13 protein-coding genes and 2 pseudogenes are annotated in these 16,269 nt (G+C 68.2%); 9 read left to right on the forward strand and 6 right to left on the reverse strand.

Annotation, left to right across the window (positions count from 1 at the left end):
- Nucleotide 1: 1 nt before the first annotated feature.
- On the reverse strand, nt 2-490 hold the full coding sequence (locus G6N28_RS15170) for a DUF2834 domain-containing protein (RefSeq protein WP_163901571.1): 489 nt from the start codon (nt 488-490) through the stop codon (nt 2-4).
- 73 nt (nt 491-563) lie between these two features.
- Here G6N28_RS15170 and G6N28_RS15175 point away from each other — a divergent pair, with 73 nt between their 5' ends.
- From G6N28_RS15175 to G6N28_RS15185, 3 genes are read left to right on the forward strand one after another with little or no spacing between them, the layout of a single operon-like run.
- The gene (locus G6N28_RS15175) at nt 564-1,178 is read left to right on the forward strand and encodes a TetR/AcrR family transcriptional regulator (RefSeq protein ID WP_163901573.1); all 615 of its coding nucleotides are present in this window, start codon (nt 564-566) and stop codon (nt 1,176-1,178) included.
- A 53-nt stretch (nt 1,179-1,231) separates the two neighbouring features.
- Nucleotides 1,232-2,794, forward strand: coding sequence for a phytoene desaturase family protein (locus tag G6N28_RS15180; RefSeq protein ID WP_163901575.1), 1,563 nt, complete (start codon nt 1,232-1,234; stop codon nt 2,792-2,794).
- 40 nt (nt 2,795-2,834) lie between these two features.
- A complete protein-coding gene (locus G6N28_RS15185; protein WP_163901577.1) occupies nt 2,835-3,815 on the forward strand; it encodes an NAD-dependent epimerase/dehydratase family protein in 981 nt (326 codons plus the stop codon).
- Here the strand turns inward: G6N28_RS15185 and G6N28_RS15190 are convergent.
- From G6N28_RS15190 to G6N28_RS15200, 3 genes and pseudogenes are all read right to left on the reverse strand, one after another.
- Nucleotides 3,812-3,973, reverse strand: a complete 162-nt coding sequence (locus tag G6N28_RS15190) for a hypothetical protein (RefSeq protein WP_163901579.1) — start codon at nt 3,971-3,973, stop codon at nt 3,812-3,814. The genes G6N28_RS15185 and G6N28_RS15190 overlap by 4 nt on opposite strands.
- Nucleotides 3,974-3,993: 20 nt before the next feature.
- Nucleotides 3,994-4,342: pseudogene (locus G6N28_RS15195) on the reverse strand (UBP-type zinc finger domain-containing protein).
- 56 nt (nt 4,343-4,398) lie between these two features.
- Entirely contained in the window at nt 4,399-4,842 is a 444-nt protein-coding gene (locus tag G6N28_RS15200) for a nuclear transport factor 2 family protein (protein ID WP_163901581.1), read from the reverse strand.
- Nucleotides 4,843-4,873: 31 nt separating this feature from the next.
- Between G6N28_RS15200 and G6N28_RS15205 the strand changes: the two genes are divergently transcribed.
- From G6N28_RS15205 to G6N28_RS15220, 4 genes are all read left to right on the forward strand, one after another.
- The gene (locus G6N28_RS15205; protein WP_163901583.1) at nt 4,874-5,314 is read left to right on the forward strand and encodes an SRPBCC family protein; all 441 of its coding nucleotides are present in this window, start codon (nt 4,874-4,876) and stop codon (nt 5,312-5,314) included.
- A gap of 43 nt (nt 5,315-5,357) precedes the next feature.
- Nucleotides 5,358-7,967 (forward strand): helix-turn-helix domain-containing protein, encoded by a 2,610-nt coding sequence (locus G6N28_RS15210; RefSeq protein WP_163901585.1) that lies wholly within the window; start codon nt 5,358-5,360, stop codon nt 7,965-7,967.
- Nucleotides 7,968-8,144: 177 nt separating this feature from the next.
- The gene (locus G6N28_RS15215) at nt 8,145-9,083 is read left to right on the forward strand and encodes a hypothetical protein (RefSeq protein WP_163901587.1); all 939 of its coding nucleotides are present in this window, start codon (nt 8,145-8,147) and stop codon (nt 9,081-9,083) included.
- A 31-nt stretch (nt 9,084-9,114) separates the two neighbouring features.
- Entirely contained in the window at nt 9,115-10,059 is a 945-nt protein-coding gene (locus G6N28_RS15220) for a hypothetical protein (RefSeq protein ID WP_163901589.1), read from the forward strand.
- Between the two features lie 62 nt (nt 10,060-10,121).
- Here G6N28_RS15220 and G6N28_RS15225 read toward each other — a convergent pair whose 3' ends face one another.
- Entirely contained in the window at nt 10,122-13,313 is a 3,192-nt protein-coding gene (locus G6N28_RS15225) for an AAA family ATPase (protein WP_163901591.1), read from the reverse strand.
- Between the two features lie 131 nt (nt 13,314-13,444).
- Here G6N28_RS15225 and G6N28_RS15230 point away from each other — a divergent pair.
- A pseudogene (locus tag G6N28_RS15230) lies at nt 13,445-14,523 on the forward strand (CaiB/BaiF CoA transferase family protein).
- Nucleotides 14,524-14,581: 58 nt separating this feature from the next.
- The gene (locus G6N28_RS15235; RefSeq protein WP_163901593.1) at nt 14,582-15,043 is read left to right on the forward strand and encodes an SRPBCC family protein; all 462 of its coding nucleotides are present in this window, start codon (nt 14,582-14,584) and stop codon (nt 15,041-15,043) included.
- A 31-nt stretch (nt 15,044-15,074) separates the two neighbouring features.
- Here G6N28_RS15235 and G6N28_RS15240 read toward each other — a convergent pair whose 3' ends face one another.
- The gene (locus tag G6N28_RS15240; protein ID WP_163901595.1) at nt 15,075-16,247 is read right to left on the reverse strand and encodes a pyridoxal phosphate-dependent aminotransferase; all 1,173 of its coding nucleotides are present in this window, start codon (nt 16,245-16,247) and stop codon (nt 15,075-15,077) included.
- Between the last annotated feature and the right edge of the window lie 22 nt (nt 16,248-16,269).

Here is a 16,269-nt window from a genome sequence, read left to right on the forward strand (position 1 = left end):
CTCAGGCGGGGGACTTGAGCTCGGCGGTGGCCAGCTGGTGGCGGCGCTGGCGCTCCATCGTGGCGAAGTAGAACGCGTAGGCGAACACGCAGCTGGTGAACAGGCTGGACACGAAGTACAGCCACGGATGACGGATGCCGCGGCGCCGCCCGTCGATGATGGTGAACAGCGGCAGCAGGATCACGTTGATGATCGTGTAGTCCGCGCTGGCCGAACTGGACGCCGGGTTGGTGTAGCCGAGCGCGATGAACTCCTGCCAACTTCCCGGACCCCAGAAGGGATTCGACGACGCGCTCGCGTATTCGTTGACGAACTGGATGTTGTGGTACCACAACAGCGGAAGCGACGCGAGGCCGACCGCCCAGAAGACGATCTCGACCGCGGAGAACCGCGGCCCGTCGGCGGGCCTGCTGAAGATCTTGGGGTTGGAGGCGATGGTGAACCAGACCACCGCCACCCCGAGCACGGCGTGCACAAGAAGCGAGACCATGACGGGCAGTCTCTCACCAAATCCCGAAGTTTTGTCAATATTGACATAAGTCCGGCTGGGGTAACTTACCCGAATGGCCCGGGCCGCCCAGACCGCGCGCAGTGAGCGCACCCGCGAAGCGCTGCGCAAGGCCGCCCTCGTCCGCTTCCTCGCCCAGGGCGTCGAGGACACCTCCGCCGAACAGATCGCCGCCGACGCCGGGGTGTCGCTGCGCACCTTCTACCGCCACTTCGCGTCCAAACACGATCTGCTGTTCGCCGACTACGACGCAGGGCTGCAATGGTTTCGGGCCGCGCTGGCGGAACGCTCGGCCGATGAACCGCTCATCGAATCCGTTCTCGCCGCGATCATGGCGTCGCCGTACGACGACTGGGCGGTGGTGCGCGCCGCGGCCCTGCGCGCCCAAGAACTCGACTCCGGCCGCATCGTGCGGCACATGCGCCAGGTCGAGGCGGAGTTCGCCGACGCCATCGAGGATCACCTCACCCGGACCGGCGCGCCGGCGCCCGCCACCGACGAGCGTATGCACATCACCGTCACCGCCCGGTGCATCGCGGCCGCGGTCTTCGGCGCGATGGAGGTCTGGATGCTCGGATACAGCGGCAGCGAGGACTCCCTACCGGAGCTCGCGCGGCTGTGCCGGGAGGCGCTGGAAACCCTGAGGAAAGGGATCGGCGACACGATCTAGAGGATGTTTTGTCAATATTGACAAAACATGGGCGTGCGTGCCAGCCTCGGCCAATGACGGACTTCGACGCGATTGTCATCGGCGCCGGCCACAACGGTCTGACCGCGGCGACCCTGCTGCAGAAGTCAGGCATGCGCACGCTGTGTGTGGACGCCAAGCTCTATGCCGGCGGAATGGCGTCCACCGTCGAGCTGTTCGACGGCTTCAAGTTCGAGATCGCCGGCTCGGTGCAGATCCCCACATCGGCGACGGTGAGCCGGGAACTGGGGCTGGACGAACTGCCGACCGTCGACCTCGACGTGATGTCGGTGTCGCTGCGCGGCGTCGGCGACGAGCCGTTCGTCTACTACACCGACCCGATGAAGCTGATGACGCACGTCAACGAGGTGCACGGCGCGGAGGCGGTCAACGGGATGGCCGGGCTGATGGCGTGGTGTCAGGCGCCGACGCGGGCGTTGGGCCGCTTCGACGCCGGTCAGCCGCCCAAGACGCTTGACGAGATGTATGCCTGTGCCACAAATGAATTCGAACGATCAGCCATCACCGATCTGCTGTTCGGGTCGGTCACCGATGTGGTGGACCGCTATCTGCCCGACCGCGAGAAGCACGGCGCGCTGCGCGGCATGCTGGCACTGCTGGCGTGCAACACCACCTACCGCGGACCCGCCACCCCCGGCACCGCTGCGGCACTGGCGTACGGGTTCGCCGTGCCGGACGAGAACGCCCTGCTCGTCAAGAAGGTGCGCGGTGGCATCGGCGCGCTCACGCAACACCTGTGCTCGATCTTTACCGCCTGCGGCGGCGAGTTGCGGTTGCGCAGCAAGGTCGAGGAGATCACCGTGGCCGACGGCCGGGTGAGCGGTGTGCGCCTCGAGGACGGCTCGACGCTGACCGCGTCCGTCGTCGTCTCCGGCATCGCACCGGATTTCACGGTCACCGAGCTGATCGCCCCCGCCGCGGTGCCCGACGATGTGCGCCAACGGTTTTCCCGCATCGACCACCGGGGCAGCTATCTGCAGATGCACTTCGCGCTCGACGGTGTCCCTGAGTTCGCGGCGCCCTACGAACTGCTCAACGACCCGGCGATGCAGTCGAACATCGGCATCTTCAGCACACCCGAGGAACTGCAGCAGCAGTGGGAGGACTGCCGCCGCGGCATCGTGCCCGCTGACCCCGCGATCGCGCTGCAGATCCCGTCGGTCAACGACCCCGGGCTGGCGCCGCCGGGTAAACACGCCGCCTCGGCGTTCTCGCTGTGGTTCCCGATCGAGGAGACCCAGTCCAGCTACGGCGAGATGAAGGTCGAGATGGGTCGGCGCGTCATCGAGAAGATCACCCGGTTGGCGCCGAACTTCCAAAGCCTCATCATGCGGCACACCACCTTCACCCCCAAGCACATGGGCACCATGTTCGGCGCGCCCGGCGGCGACTACTGCCACGGCCTGATCCACCCCGATCAGATCGGGCCCAACCGGCCCGGTCCGAAAGGCTATGCAGACCAACCTATTCCGATCGACGGGCTTTACTTGGGCAGTGCCGGCTGCCACGGCGGGCCCGGCATCACGTTCATTCCCGGCTACAACGCGGCCAAACAGGCGCTGGCCGACATGTCCTGACCTGGTTTCCTGACGTGCCCCGCCGGGAATAGCGTCAGGCATGGGGATCACGGTGGCGGTCACCGGGCCCACCGGCGAGATCGGCAAGTCGACGGTGCAGGCCCTCGAGCGCCTCGCCGACGTGGACCAGATCGTTGGGATGGCGCGCCGACCGTTCGACCCCGCCGAGCACGGCTGGTCCAAGACCACCTATCAGCAGGGCGACATCCTGGACCGCGCGGCGGTCGACGCGCTGGTCGCAGACGCCGACGTCGTGGTCCACCTGGCGTTCATCATCATGGGCTCGCGCGAGGAAAGCGCCCGCGTCAACCTCGAAGGCACCCGCAACGTGTTCGAGGCAACGGTGGCCGCCGCACGCCCGAGGCGCCTGGTCTACACCTCGTCGGTGGCGGCGTACGGCTACCACTCCGACAACCCGGTGCCCCTCACCGAGGAGGTGCCGGCGCGCGGGTCACCTGAGCACTATTACTCCGAGCAGAAGGCCGCGTGTGAAGCCGCGCTGGCCGAGATCACCGGCGGATCGGATCTCGAGGTCTATGTGCTGCGGCCGTGCATCGTCGCGGGGCCGAAGGCGCCCGCGCTGGCCGACGCGATGCCGTGGACCCACCTGCCCGGACCTATCAAGCGCATCAACCAGATCCTGCCGCTGTTGAAGCCGCCGATCCCCGATCCGGGCATACCGCTTCAGCTGGTGCATCATGACGACGTGGCCTCGGCAATCGCGTTGTCGGTCACCACATCCGCGCCGCCGGGCGCGTACAACATCGCCGGTGACGGGGTGGTGTCGGTGGGCGACGTGGTCCGTGAACTCGGTGCGCGGCCGGTGCGCGTGCCCGAGGTCGCCGCGGTCGTGGCCTCGGGCATCGTGACCCGGTTGCCGTTCGTCCCGTCGGCGCTCGAGTGGCTGCACGTCGGCCGCACCTCGGTGGTGATGGATACCAACAAGGCGAAGTCGCAGCTCGGCTGGGCACCGAAATACACTGCCGCCGAGACGTTGTCGGCGCTGGCGGCCTCGCTCTAGCTTTCGGTGTCCGCGGCGGGCCCGCTCGGGGTGGCACCGCCTTCATCGGACCAGTCGGACCGATCCTCGGAACCCTTCGCGGGATCGCTGAGCACGTCGTCGTCGGCGTCCGCCGGGCCTTTGTTGGATTCCACGGTGTCGGGGCTTTCCTTCTTCATGACACGCGGAGTACCCAAAGTCAGTGCCCGCGATTGCGAAGCCGGTTCATCCAGTCTTTGGGCACCCTGCCGCGCGGTCCGGGAACGGGCTGTTTCGCCGGGCGGCTCTCGGGTGCAGCGAGCCGCGGGCCGTCGTAGTAGTCGTTGGTGGCGTAGTTCCAGAACCAGTCCTCGCCGGGCTCGAACGACCGGATGATGGGATGACCGGTGTCGCGCCAGTGCGCCGTGGCGTGCTGACGAGTCATCGCAGCAGCCGATGTGACCGCATGCCGCGCAGCGACGCAGATGCACCCACCAGCCACCCCCGGCGTCGCACTCGACGCACCCGGTACCGCTGGGCGGAACGGTCGGGTCCACTGCGGCGTCCACGGGTGTTGAGCCTACCGAGCGGGGCGACCACGCGTAGCACTCGCGAGGCGCCGGTGTCACCGCGCCATCGTCGAATCCGGTGCGCTCCAGTCGGTCGAGACGAACCGATGCTTGATCAGCCAGTCGTCCCCGACGGGCACGAACACATCCCGATAGCGGCCGTAGTGATCCAGGCCGATCTCGGTGAGAACGGTGAAATAGCACGCGACCCGCGCCTGCTGCGGCGTCACCTCGGTGAAGCGGATGTTCGTCACGTTGTGCCGCACGATGCGCTTGACGTTCGACGCGGACGCGGCGGCGTTCGGCGCGGCGACGGCGCCGCCGAGAAACTCGACGATCCCGGCCCGGCCCCGCGCCGGCGTGCTGCCCCGCACCTCGAGTTCGCCGTCCTCGCAGAACGTGCCGGCGAGCTCGTCGAGCCGCAGCGCATCGCCCGACCAGTTGTACCGGGCGAGGGTGTCTCTGATGCGCTCGCGGGCGCAAAGCTCCCAAAGCTCCATGCCGTCAACTTAACGGGAATAGGGTCGCGTCATGGCTACCAACGATTCCCGTGAGGTCGTGATCGAGGCGAGCCCCGCGGAGATCCTCGACGTGATCGCCGATGTCGAGTCCGCGCCCGAATGGTCGTCGCAGCACCAGGGCGCCGAGGTGCTCGACCGCGACGCCGACGGCCGGCCGGGCAGGGTGCGCCTGAAACTGAAGACCATGGGCATCTCCGACGAGCAGGTCGTCCAGTACTCCTGGACCGACCACAGCGCCAGCTGGACGCTGCTGGAGTCCAGCCAGCTCAAGACACAGAGCGCGTCGTACACGCTGACCCCCGACGGTGACAAGACAAGGGTGCGGTTCGAGATCACCGTGGACCCCGCGGTGCCGATCCCCGGTTTCGTGCTCAAGCGTGCGATGAAAGGCGGCCTCGAAGCCGCCACCGAGGGGCTGCGTAAACAGGTCCTCAAGCTCAAGAAGGGTTGAGCGTTTCGCCACGCCGCCCGCGCGTGGCTCCTAACCTCAAGACGTGCGTTTTGCGTGGCCGTTAATTGGCCGTGCGCAGGAGATACAGGCGATCGAGGCGGCGATCACCGCGGCGACGCCCGGCGTCCTCATCTGCGGGTCCCAAGGCGTCGGCAAGACCTGCACCGCCCGCGCGGCGCTGGAAGCGGCCGCCGAACGCGGATGTGTGACGCGCTGGACGGCGGGCACCACCTCGGCCAGGAACATCCCGCTCGGCGCCTTCACCTCCTGGGCGCCGACGGGTGTCACCGACACCCTCACGCTGCTGCGCGGGGTGATCGATGCGCTGGTGCCCGCCGAGTCGAGCGCGCGGGTGGTGCTGTGCGTCGACGACGCCCACCTGCTCGACGACCTGTCGGCGTTCGTCGTCCACCAGATCGTGGTGCGCGGCGCGGCAACGGTGATCCTCACCGTCCGTGACGGTGAACCGACTCCCGCCGCTGTCGGGGATATCTGGGCCAAGACCCGTTTCGAGCGGATCGACATCGCCCCACTGTCTCTCGACGACACCGCGCAGTTGTTGACGGAAGTGCTCTCCGGTCCCGTAGATCCAATTGCGGCACAACGACTCTGGAAGATCACCGGCGGTAACGGACTTTATCTGCAGAACATCGTCGAGCGCGAAGTCGCAGACGGGCGGCTCGTCCGCCAGGACCGGTGCTGGCGTTGGGTCGGCGAATTGGTCGTGCCGCCGGGGGTGGTCGGGCTCGTCGAATCCCGCATCGGGGCGCTGCCGCCGCCGGTCGGGGAGGTGATCGACGTCCTCGCCGTCGGTGAGCCGCTGCAACTGGGCGTGCTGAGGCGGATCTGCGATCCGGAGGCCATCGAGGAGGCCGAGACCCGGGGGTTGATCAGCCTCGAACCGTCTGGGGCCGGTGTCGAGGTCCGGTTGGCGCATCCGCTCTACGGCGAAGTGCGTCGCAGGCGGGCCCCGCGTAGTCGGTTGCGTCGCCTGCGCGGCGTCGTCGCCACCGAGCTAGGGGCTTGCTCGGCGCCCGACGACGTCCGCATGGTGGTCCGCAGGGCGGCGCTGAGCCTGGAATCCGATCTCGACCCGGATGCCGACCTGCTCATCCGGGCGGCCTACGGCGCGGTCTGGCTCGGCGAGTTGACCCTCGCGGACCGGCTGGCCGAGGCGGCCGCCGGGTCCGGTGCCGGGCCCGAACCCCGCTTCATCCGTGCGCACGCGCTGTCGTGGTCGGGGCGCGGCGCCGAGGCGGAGGCGGTGTTCGCCGACATCGACACGGCCGCGTTGTCCGACGAGGAGCGCGCCCGGTTCGCGTTCCTGCGGTCCAGCAACGCGTTGTGGGCGCTCGGTGCACCCGAACACGCCAAGGCGCTGATGGACGCGCAGCCCGAATTCACGACATCGGTGGGCCGTGCCTACCGCAACGCCTTTCTCACCGTCTACTGGTTCGCGACGGACCAGCCCCAAGCCGCGGTGCAGGCGTCGGAAACCCTTACCTTGCAGGATATTCCGGTGGTAGGTGTGGAGATCGCGTGGGCGCTCGCCCAGATCGCGGCGGACGTCGGGCGCACCGCCGACGCCGTCGCTGACGCCGCGGTCGGTCATGCGGTCGCGACCCGCACACTCGACGCGCCGCAAATGAGGTTCAACATCGCCGACGCCGAGGTCAGCGCCCTGCTGCTGGCGGGGCGGACCGCCGATGCGCTCGGTGTCGCCGCGGACACCCGTCGCCAGGCCGCCGATCTGCCCGGCACGGCTCGACTTCTCGGCGATGCGGTCGCAGGCCGCGCCGCGCTCGGGTCCGGTGACCTGTCGAGCGCCTGCTCGCTGCTCTCACGCGCCGCCGACGGGCTGTCCGATTCGCACCCCGACGGCTGGGGATACCGCTACCGGATTCCGCAGGCCACGGCGCTGGCCATCAGCGGGCGGACCGACGAGGCGGCCGTCGTGCTCGGCGATTTGACCAAGATTCGCCGCCGATTCCGGATGCTCGACCATGAGCACAGCCTTGCGCGGGCGTGGCTGGCGGCCGGCCAGGGCGCGATCAGCGAGGCGATCGCGACGGTCCGCGACGCCGGTGAACGATGCCGCGTCAAAGGGCAGTTCGCCGCGGAAGTGCTCTGCCTGCAGACCGCGACCCAATTCGGCGATCGCAGCGGCGTGACCCGCCTGCAGGAGCTCAGCGCAGTGACCGAAGGGCCTCGCGCCGGTGTGGCAGCGCGGTTCGCTCGCGCGATGGCCGAGGGCGACGCCGCCGCGTTGAGCACCGTGTCGCAAGATTTCGAGTCGATCGGGGACCTGGTCGCCGCCCTGGACGCGTGCTGTCATGCCGCCCTGGCCTACCGGCGGCAGGACTTGCGTGGGTCAGCGCTTCGCTGCGTCGCGCGGGCGGCCGCATTGGCCGACAGATGCGCAGCCGCCACCCCGGCGCTGCGGCAGGCCAGCGAGCCGTTGCCGTTGACCGATCGCGAAGCCGAGATCGTGATGCTGATCGCCGAGGGCCTGTCCAACCGTGAGGTCGCCGAGCGGCTGACGCTGTCGGTCCGTACCGTCGAGAGCCACATCTACCGGGCGATGTCGAAGACCGGCACGAGTTGCCGCGACGAGTTGGCTGCCCTGCTGGCGCGTCCTGCCCGGACTCAGTAATGCCGACGACTTCACGCGCGGTATTGCAGTAGTGGACTACTGCATCCCTCACCTTTGCTGCGGGTGACCCTTGATGGGTCACCGTAGCGAGGAACGCAGATGTCCAGATCACCGCTAGTGCGCGCTCACCACGGAGCCGGTCGAGAAGCGCCCGCCGCCCCGCCATCACGGATGACGATGTCCGCGGCGGCCCGGACCCGGTCGAGGACCAGATGTGCCGTTGCGGTCCTCGGGGGCATCGTTCTCGCGCTGGCGCTGGTGATCGCTCCGCCGGTGCCCGCCGCCGCGGATCCCGGCCCGCGCGCGGTGCCGTCGGCGGTGCTGACGGTTTCGCCGGCGGCGGCGATGGCTGCGCTGCAACGACTGGCCGACGCAGCCGAAGGCGGGGGAACGGGACCACTGGCCGCAGACCCGCCCGGTCACCGCTCGACGGGGCATCTCGACGCGGGGCCGGCCACGGCGGCTGCATCCGCGTTGCCGCCGCTGTCGTTACCGCCCCCGAACGAGGTTTTCGCCTCGCTGCTGACGCAGTTGCTCACAAATCCAGCGATCGGCCCGATCCTCGGTCCGGTCCTGCTGTTCGGCCCGATCATCGCGATCGTCATCCTCGCCTGTCCACCCTGCGCGCTGTTCAACGTCACCGTCGGGATCATCCGCAGCATCCTCGTCAGCCTGCAACCGGCGGCCACCGCGGCCACCGCGGAGGCAACGGGCGACGAGATGGACGAGGCGGAACCAGAAGCGTCTGACCCAGTGAATGTCCCGGCGGGCGACCCTGCCGCTCTCGCAGCCGAATTCAGCACATCGACCCAGGAAGAGCCCCAAACTCCGGTTATCGCCGAAACGGCGATCACGACCGAAAGCGTTGCCGATGAAGACCTCGTCGATGAACTGCCCTCGGCGACAACGGACTCCGACACAGCGGACTTCGAGACTGTAGACGAGGTTACCAGCGACGAGGTAACCGCCGATCCGTCGGCCACCGAGACGGTCGAGTCGGCCGACGACGAGGTCGATGAAACCCTCGGGTCGGCCCCGGCAGACACCGGGGCGGCCGATGCCGTCGGCGACACCGATGCCCCCGACACCACCGGCCCGGACGAGTCGTCCGAATAATCCGTAAACCCCGCCTACGGAAGGTCTGGAAATGATTGCAACCCAACTTCGATCGCGGGTCAGGAGCGCAGTAGCGCTCGTTGGGGCCGGTGCTCTCGCGCTGGCGCTGGTGATCGCCCCACCCACCCCCGCCGCCGTGGCTGCCGGCCCGCGCGCGGTGCCGTCGACGGTGCTGACGGTTTCGCCGGCGGCGGCGATGGCTGCGTTGCGACAACTCGCCGGCCCTGGTGCTGCCGGGGCCGGGGCAGCGGGACCGGTGACTGAAAACCCACCCGGCAACGGTTCGACGGAGGCCCCCGCCGCGGCGCCGGTCAGTCCGGCGTTGCCGACCTTCTCGTTGCCGACACCGATAGAGGTGATCTGGGCCGTGGTCGGGCCGCTGGCCACCAATCCGATCACCGCGCCTCTCGTCGTTGGGGTAGCCCTCGGTGGCTTCTTCTTCCTTGTCGGGACCGCGGCGTTTGCGATCACGGTGTGTCCCGTGTGCACGCCGATTTACCAGTCGGTGTTGAACCTTGTCGTGACCTTCTTCACGGGTGCGCCGCCCCTGGGGTCCGCCGCTGCCGCGCCGACAGGGGAGGACCTCGCCGGTGTGGAGCCAGCGGCTGCCGAGATGAACGTGACGGAACCAACGGTGTCTGATCCGGTTGACGAGCCTTCCGCTCTCGCAACGGAATCCAGCACATCGACCCAGGAAGAAGCGAAAGCCGCGTCCACGGAGGAGGAGGCGAGCGCGACCGAAAACGTTGCGGATGAAGAGACTGCCGATGAATTGTCCGCAGAGACAACGGAATCAGAGGCCGCTGAGGAGGTGGCCACAGATGAGGATGTTGACGAACCCGCGGCCACGGAAACGGATGGGTCTGTCGACAACGAGGTCGATGAGGCGATCGGGTCGGTCCCGGCCGACGACGCGGCAACCGGCTCCGCGCCCTCGGACGATGATTCAACCGGTGATGACCCGGCTTCCGAATAGCCCATGACCCGTTCGGCGCCGGCCTGCGGAGGGGACAGGTTGGCGTTGAACTCCGGGTAAAGCTACTGCCGCCCCTTCACCATCGCCTCCGCCCAACCGATGTGTCCTTCGAAGCCAAGCGTCTGCGCCATCACCTGATAGCGCCCCGCCAGCTCACGGAAGGTCGCGTCGTCACCTCGGGCCCGGGCCAGGAGGGCTCGCAGCTTCATCAACCAGATGTCGCGCATCGCCTGCCCGCCGTCGTCCGGTGCGGAGGCGAGTCGCTCGACCGCGCTTTCCGCTTCGGTGAAATCCCCTTCGCCGGCTCGGTCCAGCAGGGTCTCCACCAAAACACCCGTCGCGGGGATGCCCCACGACAGCAGCTGGCCCTCGCGGACCAGCTCGTCGATGGCGGCGCGCACCAGCGCCAGCGCCGCATCGTGATCACCGCACCGAGCCCGTTCCCGCGCCAAGTAAGCGTTGAGGAGACGAAGCTCGCTCAGGCTGTGTTCGTCGCGCTGGAAAACCTTGCCGATCTCCGCCAGCAATTCCTGGCCGCGGTTACGCTCGGCGTCCGTATCACGATGCGCCAGCGCTAATCCCAGGATCACCCGGTCGAACGCCAAAGCCATGTTGTCGCCCGTTCGTTCGGCGATCCGCAACGCTTCTTCGACTTCACCCATCGCGCGGTCATGGGCCGCCAGCACGCCGAGGGGTATGCCCGGAAAATACACGTAGGCGACGGTGGTGGCGTAGGCGAACGGGTCGGCGCTCCTGGCCAGGGCCAGGCCCTGGCGCAAGTCTTCGAACCATCCGGGAAGACCCATGCAGTACCGACTGAAGGCCCGCGTCGTGAAGGCGATTGCCAGCGGCGATCCAAACAGGAAGTTGCCCATGGACGGGTCGCCGTCGGCCAGGTCGATGGCCCGCTGCGACCACTGCAGCACCTCGAGCCACGCGCCCCCGTGCCCCTTCGGATAGATGACGGGAAACGACAATCCCACCGTCAGCGTCGCGTCGTGGAGCGAGTCGATGAGGGCCCAGGCTTCCGACGCCAACCGCGACGCCTCCTTGATCCGGCCTTGAAACGCCCGATCCAACACCAACCCCGCCGTGCCGATCGCCAGCGACGCCTTGTCGCCGGCGTCGGCGCACAGCTCGCGCAATTCTTCGATGTGTTCCTCGGCGACGTTCGCGTGGAGCCGCCATGCGATGCCACACAACATGGTTCGGGGTGCGATACGCATCGCTGTCCGGTCGGGCTCGTCGGCCGGCAGTGCGTCAGCGATCGCTCCGGCGCGCTCCCAGCTCTGGCGCGCCGCAGCGATGTCGCGGGGAACGGCCCACGTCGCGGCACGCATATGCCACTGATACGCGGCGTGTAGTTCGTCAGCTGCCTCCAGGTGTTCGGCGATCAAGGCGGCGTTTTCGTCGGCCGCTGCCGGAGCAGATGCTTCGATCACGGCCGCGACCCGCCGGTGCAGTTCGGCGCGAGTGGTTTTGAGCTGAGATTCGTAGGCCACCGCGCGGATAAGCGGATGGCGAAAGGTGTATTCGGGGCTGGCCGCGAACCGGACCCGGTCGATCAGTTCGGCCGCCAGTAGTTCGTCGACTGCCGCGTCGACCTGCAACGCCGTGAGCAGATCCAGCCCGAAGCGAGCGCCGATCACCGAGGCCGCGCTCAGCGTGCGCCGCGACGACGGGCTCATCCGGTCGATGCGCGCTTCGATGGCCGCCTGCACCGTGGCCGGCACTGCCACGTCCGCGGCGGCGGTGCGGCACACGTGATGTCCGCGGTCGCCGGCCAACTCACCGCGCTGCACCAGTTCACGTACCATCTCCTCAGCGAAAAACGGGTTGCCACAGGCGCGTTCGGCGATGATCGTCGTCAACTCGCGAACCGAGGAATCATCACCCAGCAGCTCGCTGAGCAGCGCTGCCATCTCCGAGTCGCCGAGGGGAGCCAGCGCTATGGTCTGAGCGTGTTGCGCCCGCACCAGCGCGCCGCCGTATTCGGGACGCGAGGTGATCAACACCAACGACGGGCTTCGCGGGATCACGGCCAACAGGTCGCCCAGCAGCGACTCGCTGACCGAGTCGATCCAGTGCGCGTCCTCGATGACGAACAGCGCCGGCTTCGTTCGGGCGAGGGTCACCGAGTTGATCAAAGCCGTCAGTCGGCGCCGCCGCGCATCGGGATCGATCTGGGGCTGCCGAACCTCGGGATCGCCGACACCCAGCAGATCGTCGAGCAACAGCAAGTCCTGCGGGTCGGCATCCGCGGGCACCGTGGTGCGCAGGCGTGCGCGCGCAGCGTCGCCGGCGACGTCCGTCACGCCGCTGCCCGCCCGCAGCAACCGCGTCACGGCGTGGAACGGGATGTCACGCGCGTGCGATTCACAGAAGGTCCAAAACACCTCGACTCCGCGGGCGGCCGCCGTCGTCGCCACTTCGCGCGCCACGCGGCTCTTGCCGATGCCCGCGGGACCGACCACGTTCACGACGCCGCCGCGGCCACCTGCGGCACGGTCGAGCAGGCCGTCCAGTGCCGCCATCTCCCAGCCTCGCCCGACCAGGCTCGCATCAGCACGCCCCACGAGACCGTCGCCGCCGCCCACCGATACCAGCCGTCGCGCCCGTACCGGTGTGTCGGATCCCCGGACCCGCACCCACTCGGGGTCGGCCAGCGTCACCGTGCTCTCGACCAGATGGGCGGTGGACTCCGACAGCAACACCGCGCCCGGTAAAGCCGCCGATTCCATGCGTTGGGCCAATCCGATCGTCTCTCCGGTCGCGGCGTATCGTGTTGAGCACGAGCCGATTTCACCGACGATCACGCGACCGGAGTTCAAACCCACTCGCAATCGCAGCGTCACCCCGTCGTGCTTTGCCACCTCCCGTGCGAGTCGATCCGCCTCGTCCTGGATGGCCGACGCGGCCAGACATGCCCGAAAAGCGTGATCCTCCAAGGCAACCGGGGCGCCGAAGAGTGCCATCACGCCGTCGCCGGTGTACTCCACGACCCCGCCGCCGAAGCGCCGGACCATCGCTGCGGACCGCTCCACCACCGAGGTCATGACCTCGCGCAACCGCTCAGGATCGAGCGTGGCGGCAATGTCCATCGAGCGCACCACGTCGGCGAACACCACGGTGACCTGCTTGTACTCGGCGGCACGCCGGGCGCCGGGCGTCGCGGCACCGCACTCGTGGCAGAACTTGGCGTTCTGCCGTAGTCCGGTGCCGCACGATCTGCACACCGCTGCCGTCGACGTCACCGCCTCACCGCCGATCCGACGGCTCCGACCGGGCCGCCCGATGCGGCAAGGGTAGGACCCGACGCGGCTGCAGACGGACCGAAACGACGATATTGACGGGCCCGCCGACGCTCCGAGTAACGTGACGGGCCGTGACGAACAGCGGACCTCTGGCCGGGGTGAAGGTGATCGAACTCGGCGGAATCGGGCCGGGCCCGCATGCGGCGATGGTGCTGGCGGATCTGGGGGCCGACGTGGTGCGCGTGCGCCGGCCCGGCGGTTTGCAGATGCCGGCGGAGAACGTCGATCTGTTGCACCGGGGGAAGCGGGTCATCGACCTGGATGTGAAGACGGACCCGGGCAGGCTGCTGGCCCTGGCCGCCAAGGCCGACGTGCTGATCGACGCCTTCCGCCCGGGCACCTGTGAGCGGCTCGGCATCGGGCCTGAGGAGTGCACCGCGGTCAATCCGCGGCTGATCTTCGCGCGCATCACCGGGTGGGGACAGCACGGGCCGCTGGCGCACACCGCGGGCCATGACATCAATTACCTGTCGCAGACCGGGGTGCTGTCGGCCATCGGGTTCTGGGACCGGCCGCCGGTCGCGCCGCTCAACCTGGTCGCCGACTTCGGCGGCGGATCGATGCTGGTGCTGCTCGGCATCGTGTCGGCTCTGTATGAGCGGGAACGCTCGGGCGAGGGCCAGGTGATCGACGCGGCGATGGTCGACGGGGTGTCGCTCATGGCCCAGATGGCGTGGACGATGAAGTCGACGGGCACGCTTCGCGACGAGCGTGAGTCGTTTCTGCTCGACGGGGGCGCCCCGTTCTACCGCACTTACGAGACCGCCGACGGCAAGTACATGGCGGTCGGGCGATCGAACCGCAGTTCTTCGCCCAACTCCTGGAGGGCCTCGGCCTGACCCCCGACGACGTGCCCAACCAACTGGACGCTGCCGCGTTTCCCGACATGCACAAGCTCTTCGCGGAGCGGTTTGCGAGCAAAACTCGCGACGAGTGGGCCGACATCTTCGCAGGCACCGATGCGTGCGTCACGCCCGTGCTCACCTGGACCGAAGCCGCGCAGAACGAGCATCTGCGCGCTCGGTCAACCCTGGTGCAGGCCAACGGCGTCGACCAGGCCGCACCGGCGCCGCGGTTCTCCCGCACCCCGGCGCCTGCGGTCGGCGCACCGCCTCAGGCGGCCACTCTCTTCGACGAGATTTGCTGGTAGCGTTAATTTGCTGTGAAACCCGGCACACGCCGTCGATGTGTTAGCTACGCTTTGTCCCATGGCGGTCCGCGCATCGCGAGAAGTCGTCTTTGAGGCACCCAAAGACGCGATTCTTGATGCGCTTGCCGACATCGAAGCGGCGCCGTCGTGGTCGACGGTGCACAAGCACGCCGAGGTGCTCGACCGCCATCCCGATGGGCGCCCGCACCACGTCAAGGCGACGTTCAAGATCATGGGGATCACCGACAAAGAGCTGCTCGAGTACCACTGGGGCGACGACTGGGTGGTCTGGGATGCCAAGGCCACGTTGCAGCAGCGTGGCCAGCACGGCGAGTACAACCTGACCCCGGTCGGGGAGGACCGGACGCGGGTGCGCTTCGACATCATCATCGATCTGTCCGCGCCGATTCCCGAGTTTCTGCTGCGCCGGGCGAAGAAGATGGTGCTCGACGTCGCAACCGAGAACCTGCACCAACGAGTACGCGCCCAAAGGGACATTTCGGCGGAAAAGTACGAGTAGATCGCGCCAAAACGTCGATTTCGGCACGCGGTCAGGAGGTGCGCATCACCTGTAGCCGTCGAATGGCCTCGTCCAACGTGTCGTTGCGTTTGCAGAACGCGAAGCGCACCCAGTGATTCCATGCGCCGGCGTGCTCGGCGCCGGGGTTGCAGAACGCCGACATCGGGATGGCCGCGACGCCAGCCTTGTGCGGCAGCTCCGCGCAGAACGCCGCGCTGTCGTCGTAGCCGAGCGGTCGCGGATCGGCGCACAGGAAGTAGGTTCCGGAACTTTCGGCGACGTCGAAGCCGATGTCGGTCAACGCGGCGCCGAGCTTGTCACGCCTGGCCTGTAGGGATTCCCGCAGCGCGGCGACCCAGGCCTCTTCGGCGTTGAGGGCATGCGCCACCGCGGGTTGAAACGGCGCACCGCCGACATACGAAAGATACTGCTTGGCCGCGCGCACGCCTGCGATGAGATCCGCTGCGCCGCAAGCCCACCCGATCTTCCAGCCGGTGACATTAAACATCTTGGCCGCACTGGAGATCGTCACCGTGCGTTCGGCCATGCCCGGATAGGTGGCCAGCGGAACATGGCGCCGACCGTCGAACACCAGGTGTTCGTAGACCTCGTCGGTGATCACCAGCAGGTCGGCGTCGACGGCGATTTGGGCCAGCGCACGCAACTCGTCGTCGCCGGCGACCATGCCGGTCGGGTTGTGCGGCGAGTTGACGATCATCGCCTTGGTTTTCGGGGTGATTGCGCGGCGCAGGCCGTCGGTGTCGATCCGGAAGATCCCGTCGTCCTGCATCAGCGGCACCGCGCGCCGCTGGCAGCCGGCCATCGCGATGACAGGGGAGTAGGAGTCGTAGAACGGTTCGATCAGCAGCACCTCGGAGCCGGGTTCGACGAGGCCCAGGACCGCGGCGGCGATGGCCTCCGTCGCGCCGACGGTGACGAGCACCTCGGTGTCGGGGTCGTACGCGGTGCCGAAATATCGGTGGCGCTGGGCGGCGATCGCCTCGCGCAGCGGCGCGATACCCAGCCCGGGCGGGTACTGGTTGGCGCCGTCGGCGATCGCGTCCCTGGCGATCTCGAGCATCCGCGGCGGACCGTCCTCGTCGGGAAAGCCCTGGCCCAGGTTCACCGCGCCGATGCGCGCGGCCAGCGCCGACATCTCGGCGAAGATCGTGACCGCGTAGGGCTGCAGCCGGCTGACTGTCATAGCCGTCGAGCGTAGGTGCTGC

The sequence above is a fragment of the Mycolicibacterium pulveris genome (assembly GCF_010725725.1).
In the GTDB taxonomy this organism is placed as follows: domain Bacteria; phylum Actinomycetota; class Actinomycetes; order Mycobacteriales; family Mycobacteriaceae; genus Mycobacterium; species Mycobacterium pulveris.

What these genes read in the sequence shown, in the direction of transcription:
- G6N28_RS15220 (WP_163901589.1), top strand. Translation starts at nt 9,115, where the DNA reads ATGATTGCAACCCAACTTCGATCGCGGGTCAGGAGCGCAGTAGCGCTC.
- G6N28_RS15180 (WP_163901575.1), top strand. Translation starts at nt 1,232, where the DNA reads ATGACGGACTTCGACGCGATTGTCATCGGCGCCGGCCACAACGGTCTG.
- G6N28_RS15200 (WP_163901581.1), bottom strand. Translation starts at nt 4,842, where the DNA reads ATGGAGCTTTGGGAGCTTTGCGCCCGCGAGCGCATCAGAGACACCCTC.
- G6N28_RS15240 (WP_163901595.1), bottom strand. Translation starts at nt 16,247, where the DNA reads ATGACAGTCAGCCGGCTGCAGCCCTACGCGGTCACGATCTTCGCCGAG.
- G6N28_RS15235 (WP_163901593.1), top strand. Translation starts at nt 14,582, where the DNA reads ATGGCGGTCCGCGCATCGCGAGAAGTCGTCTTTGAGGCACCCAAAGAC.
- G6N28_RS15205 (WP_163901583.1), top strand. Translation starts at nt 4,874, where the DNA reads ATGGCTACCAACGATTCCCGTGAGGTCGTGATCGAGGCGAGCCCCGCG.
- G6N28_RS15170 (WP_163901571.1), bottom strand. Translation starts at nt 490, where the DNA reads ATGGTCTCGCTTCTTGTGCACGCCGTGCTCGGGGTGGCGGTGGTCTGG.
- G6N28_RS15190 (WP_163901579.1), bottom strand. Translation starts at nt 3,973, where the DNA reads ATGAAGAAGGAAAGCCCCGACACCGTGGAATCCAACAAAGGCCCGGCG.
- G6N28_RS15175 (WP_163901573.1), top strand. Translation starts at nt 564, where the DNA reads ATGGCCCGGGCCGCCCAGACCGCGCGCAGTGAGCGCACCCGCGAAGCG.
- G6N28_RS15185 (WP_163901577.1), top strand. Translation starts at nt 2,835, where the DNA reads ATGGGGATCACGGTGGCGGTCACCGGGCCCACCGGCGAGATCGGCAAG.
- G6N28_RS15215 (WP_163901587.1), top strand. Translation starts at nt 8,145, where the DNA reads ATGTCCGCGGCGGCCCGGACCCGGTCGAGGACCAGATGTGCCGTTGCG.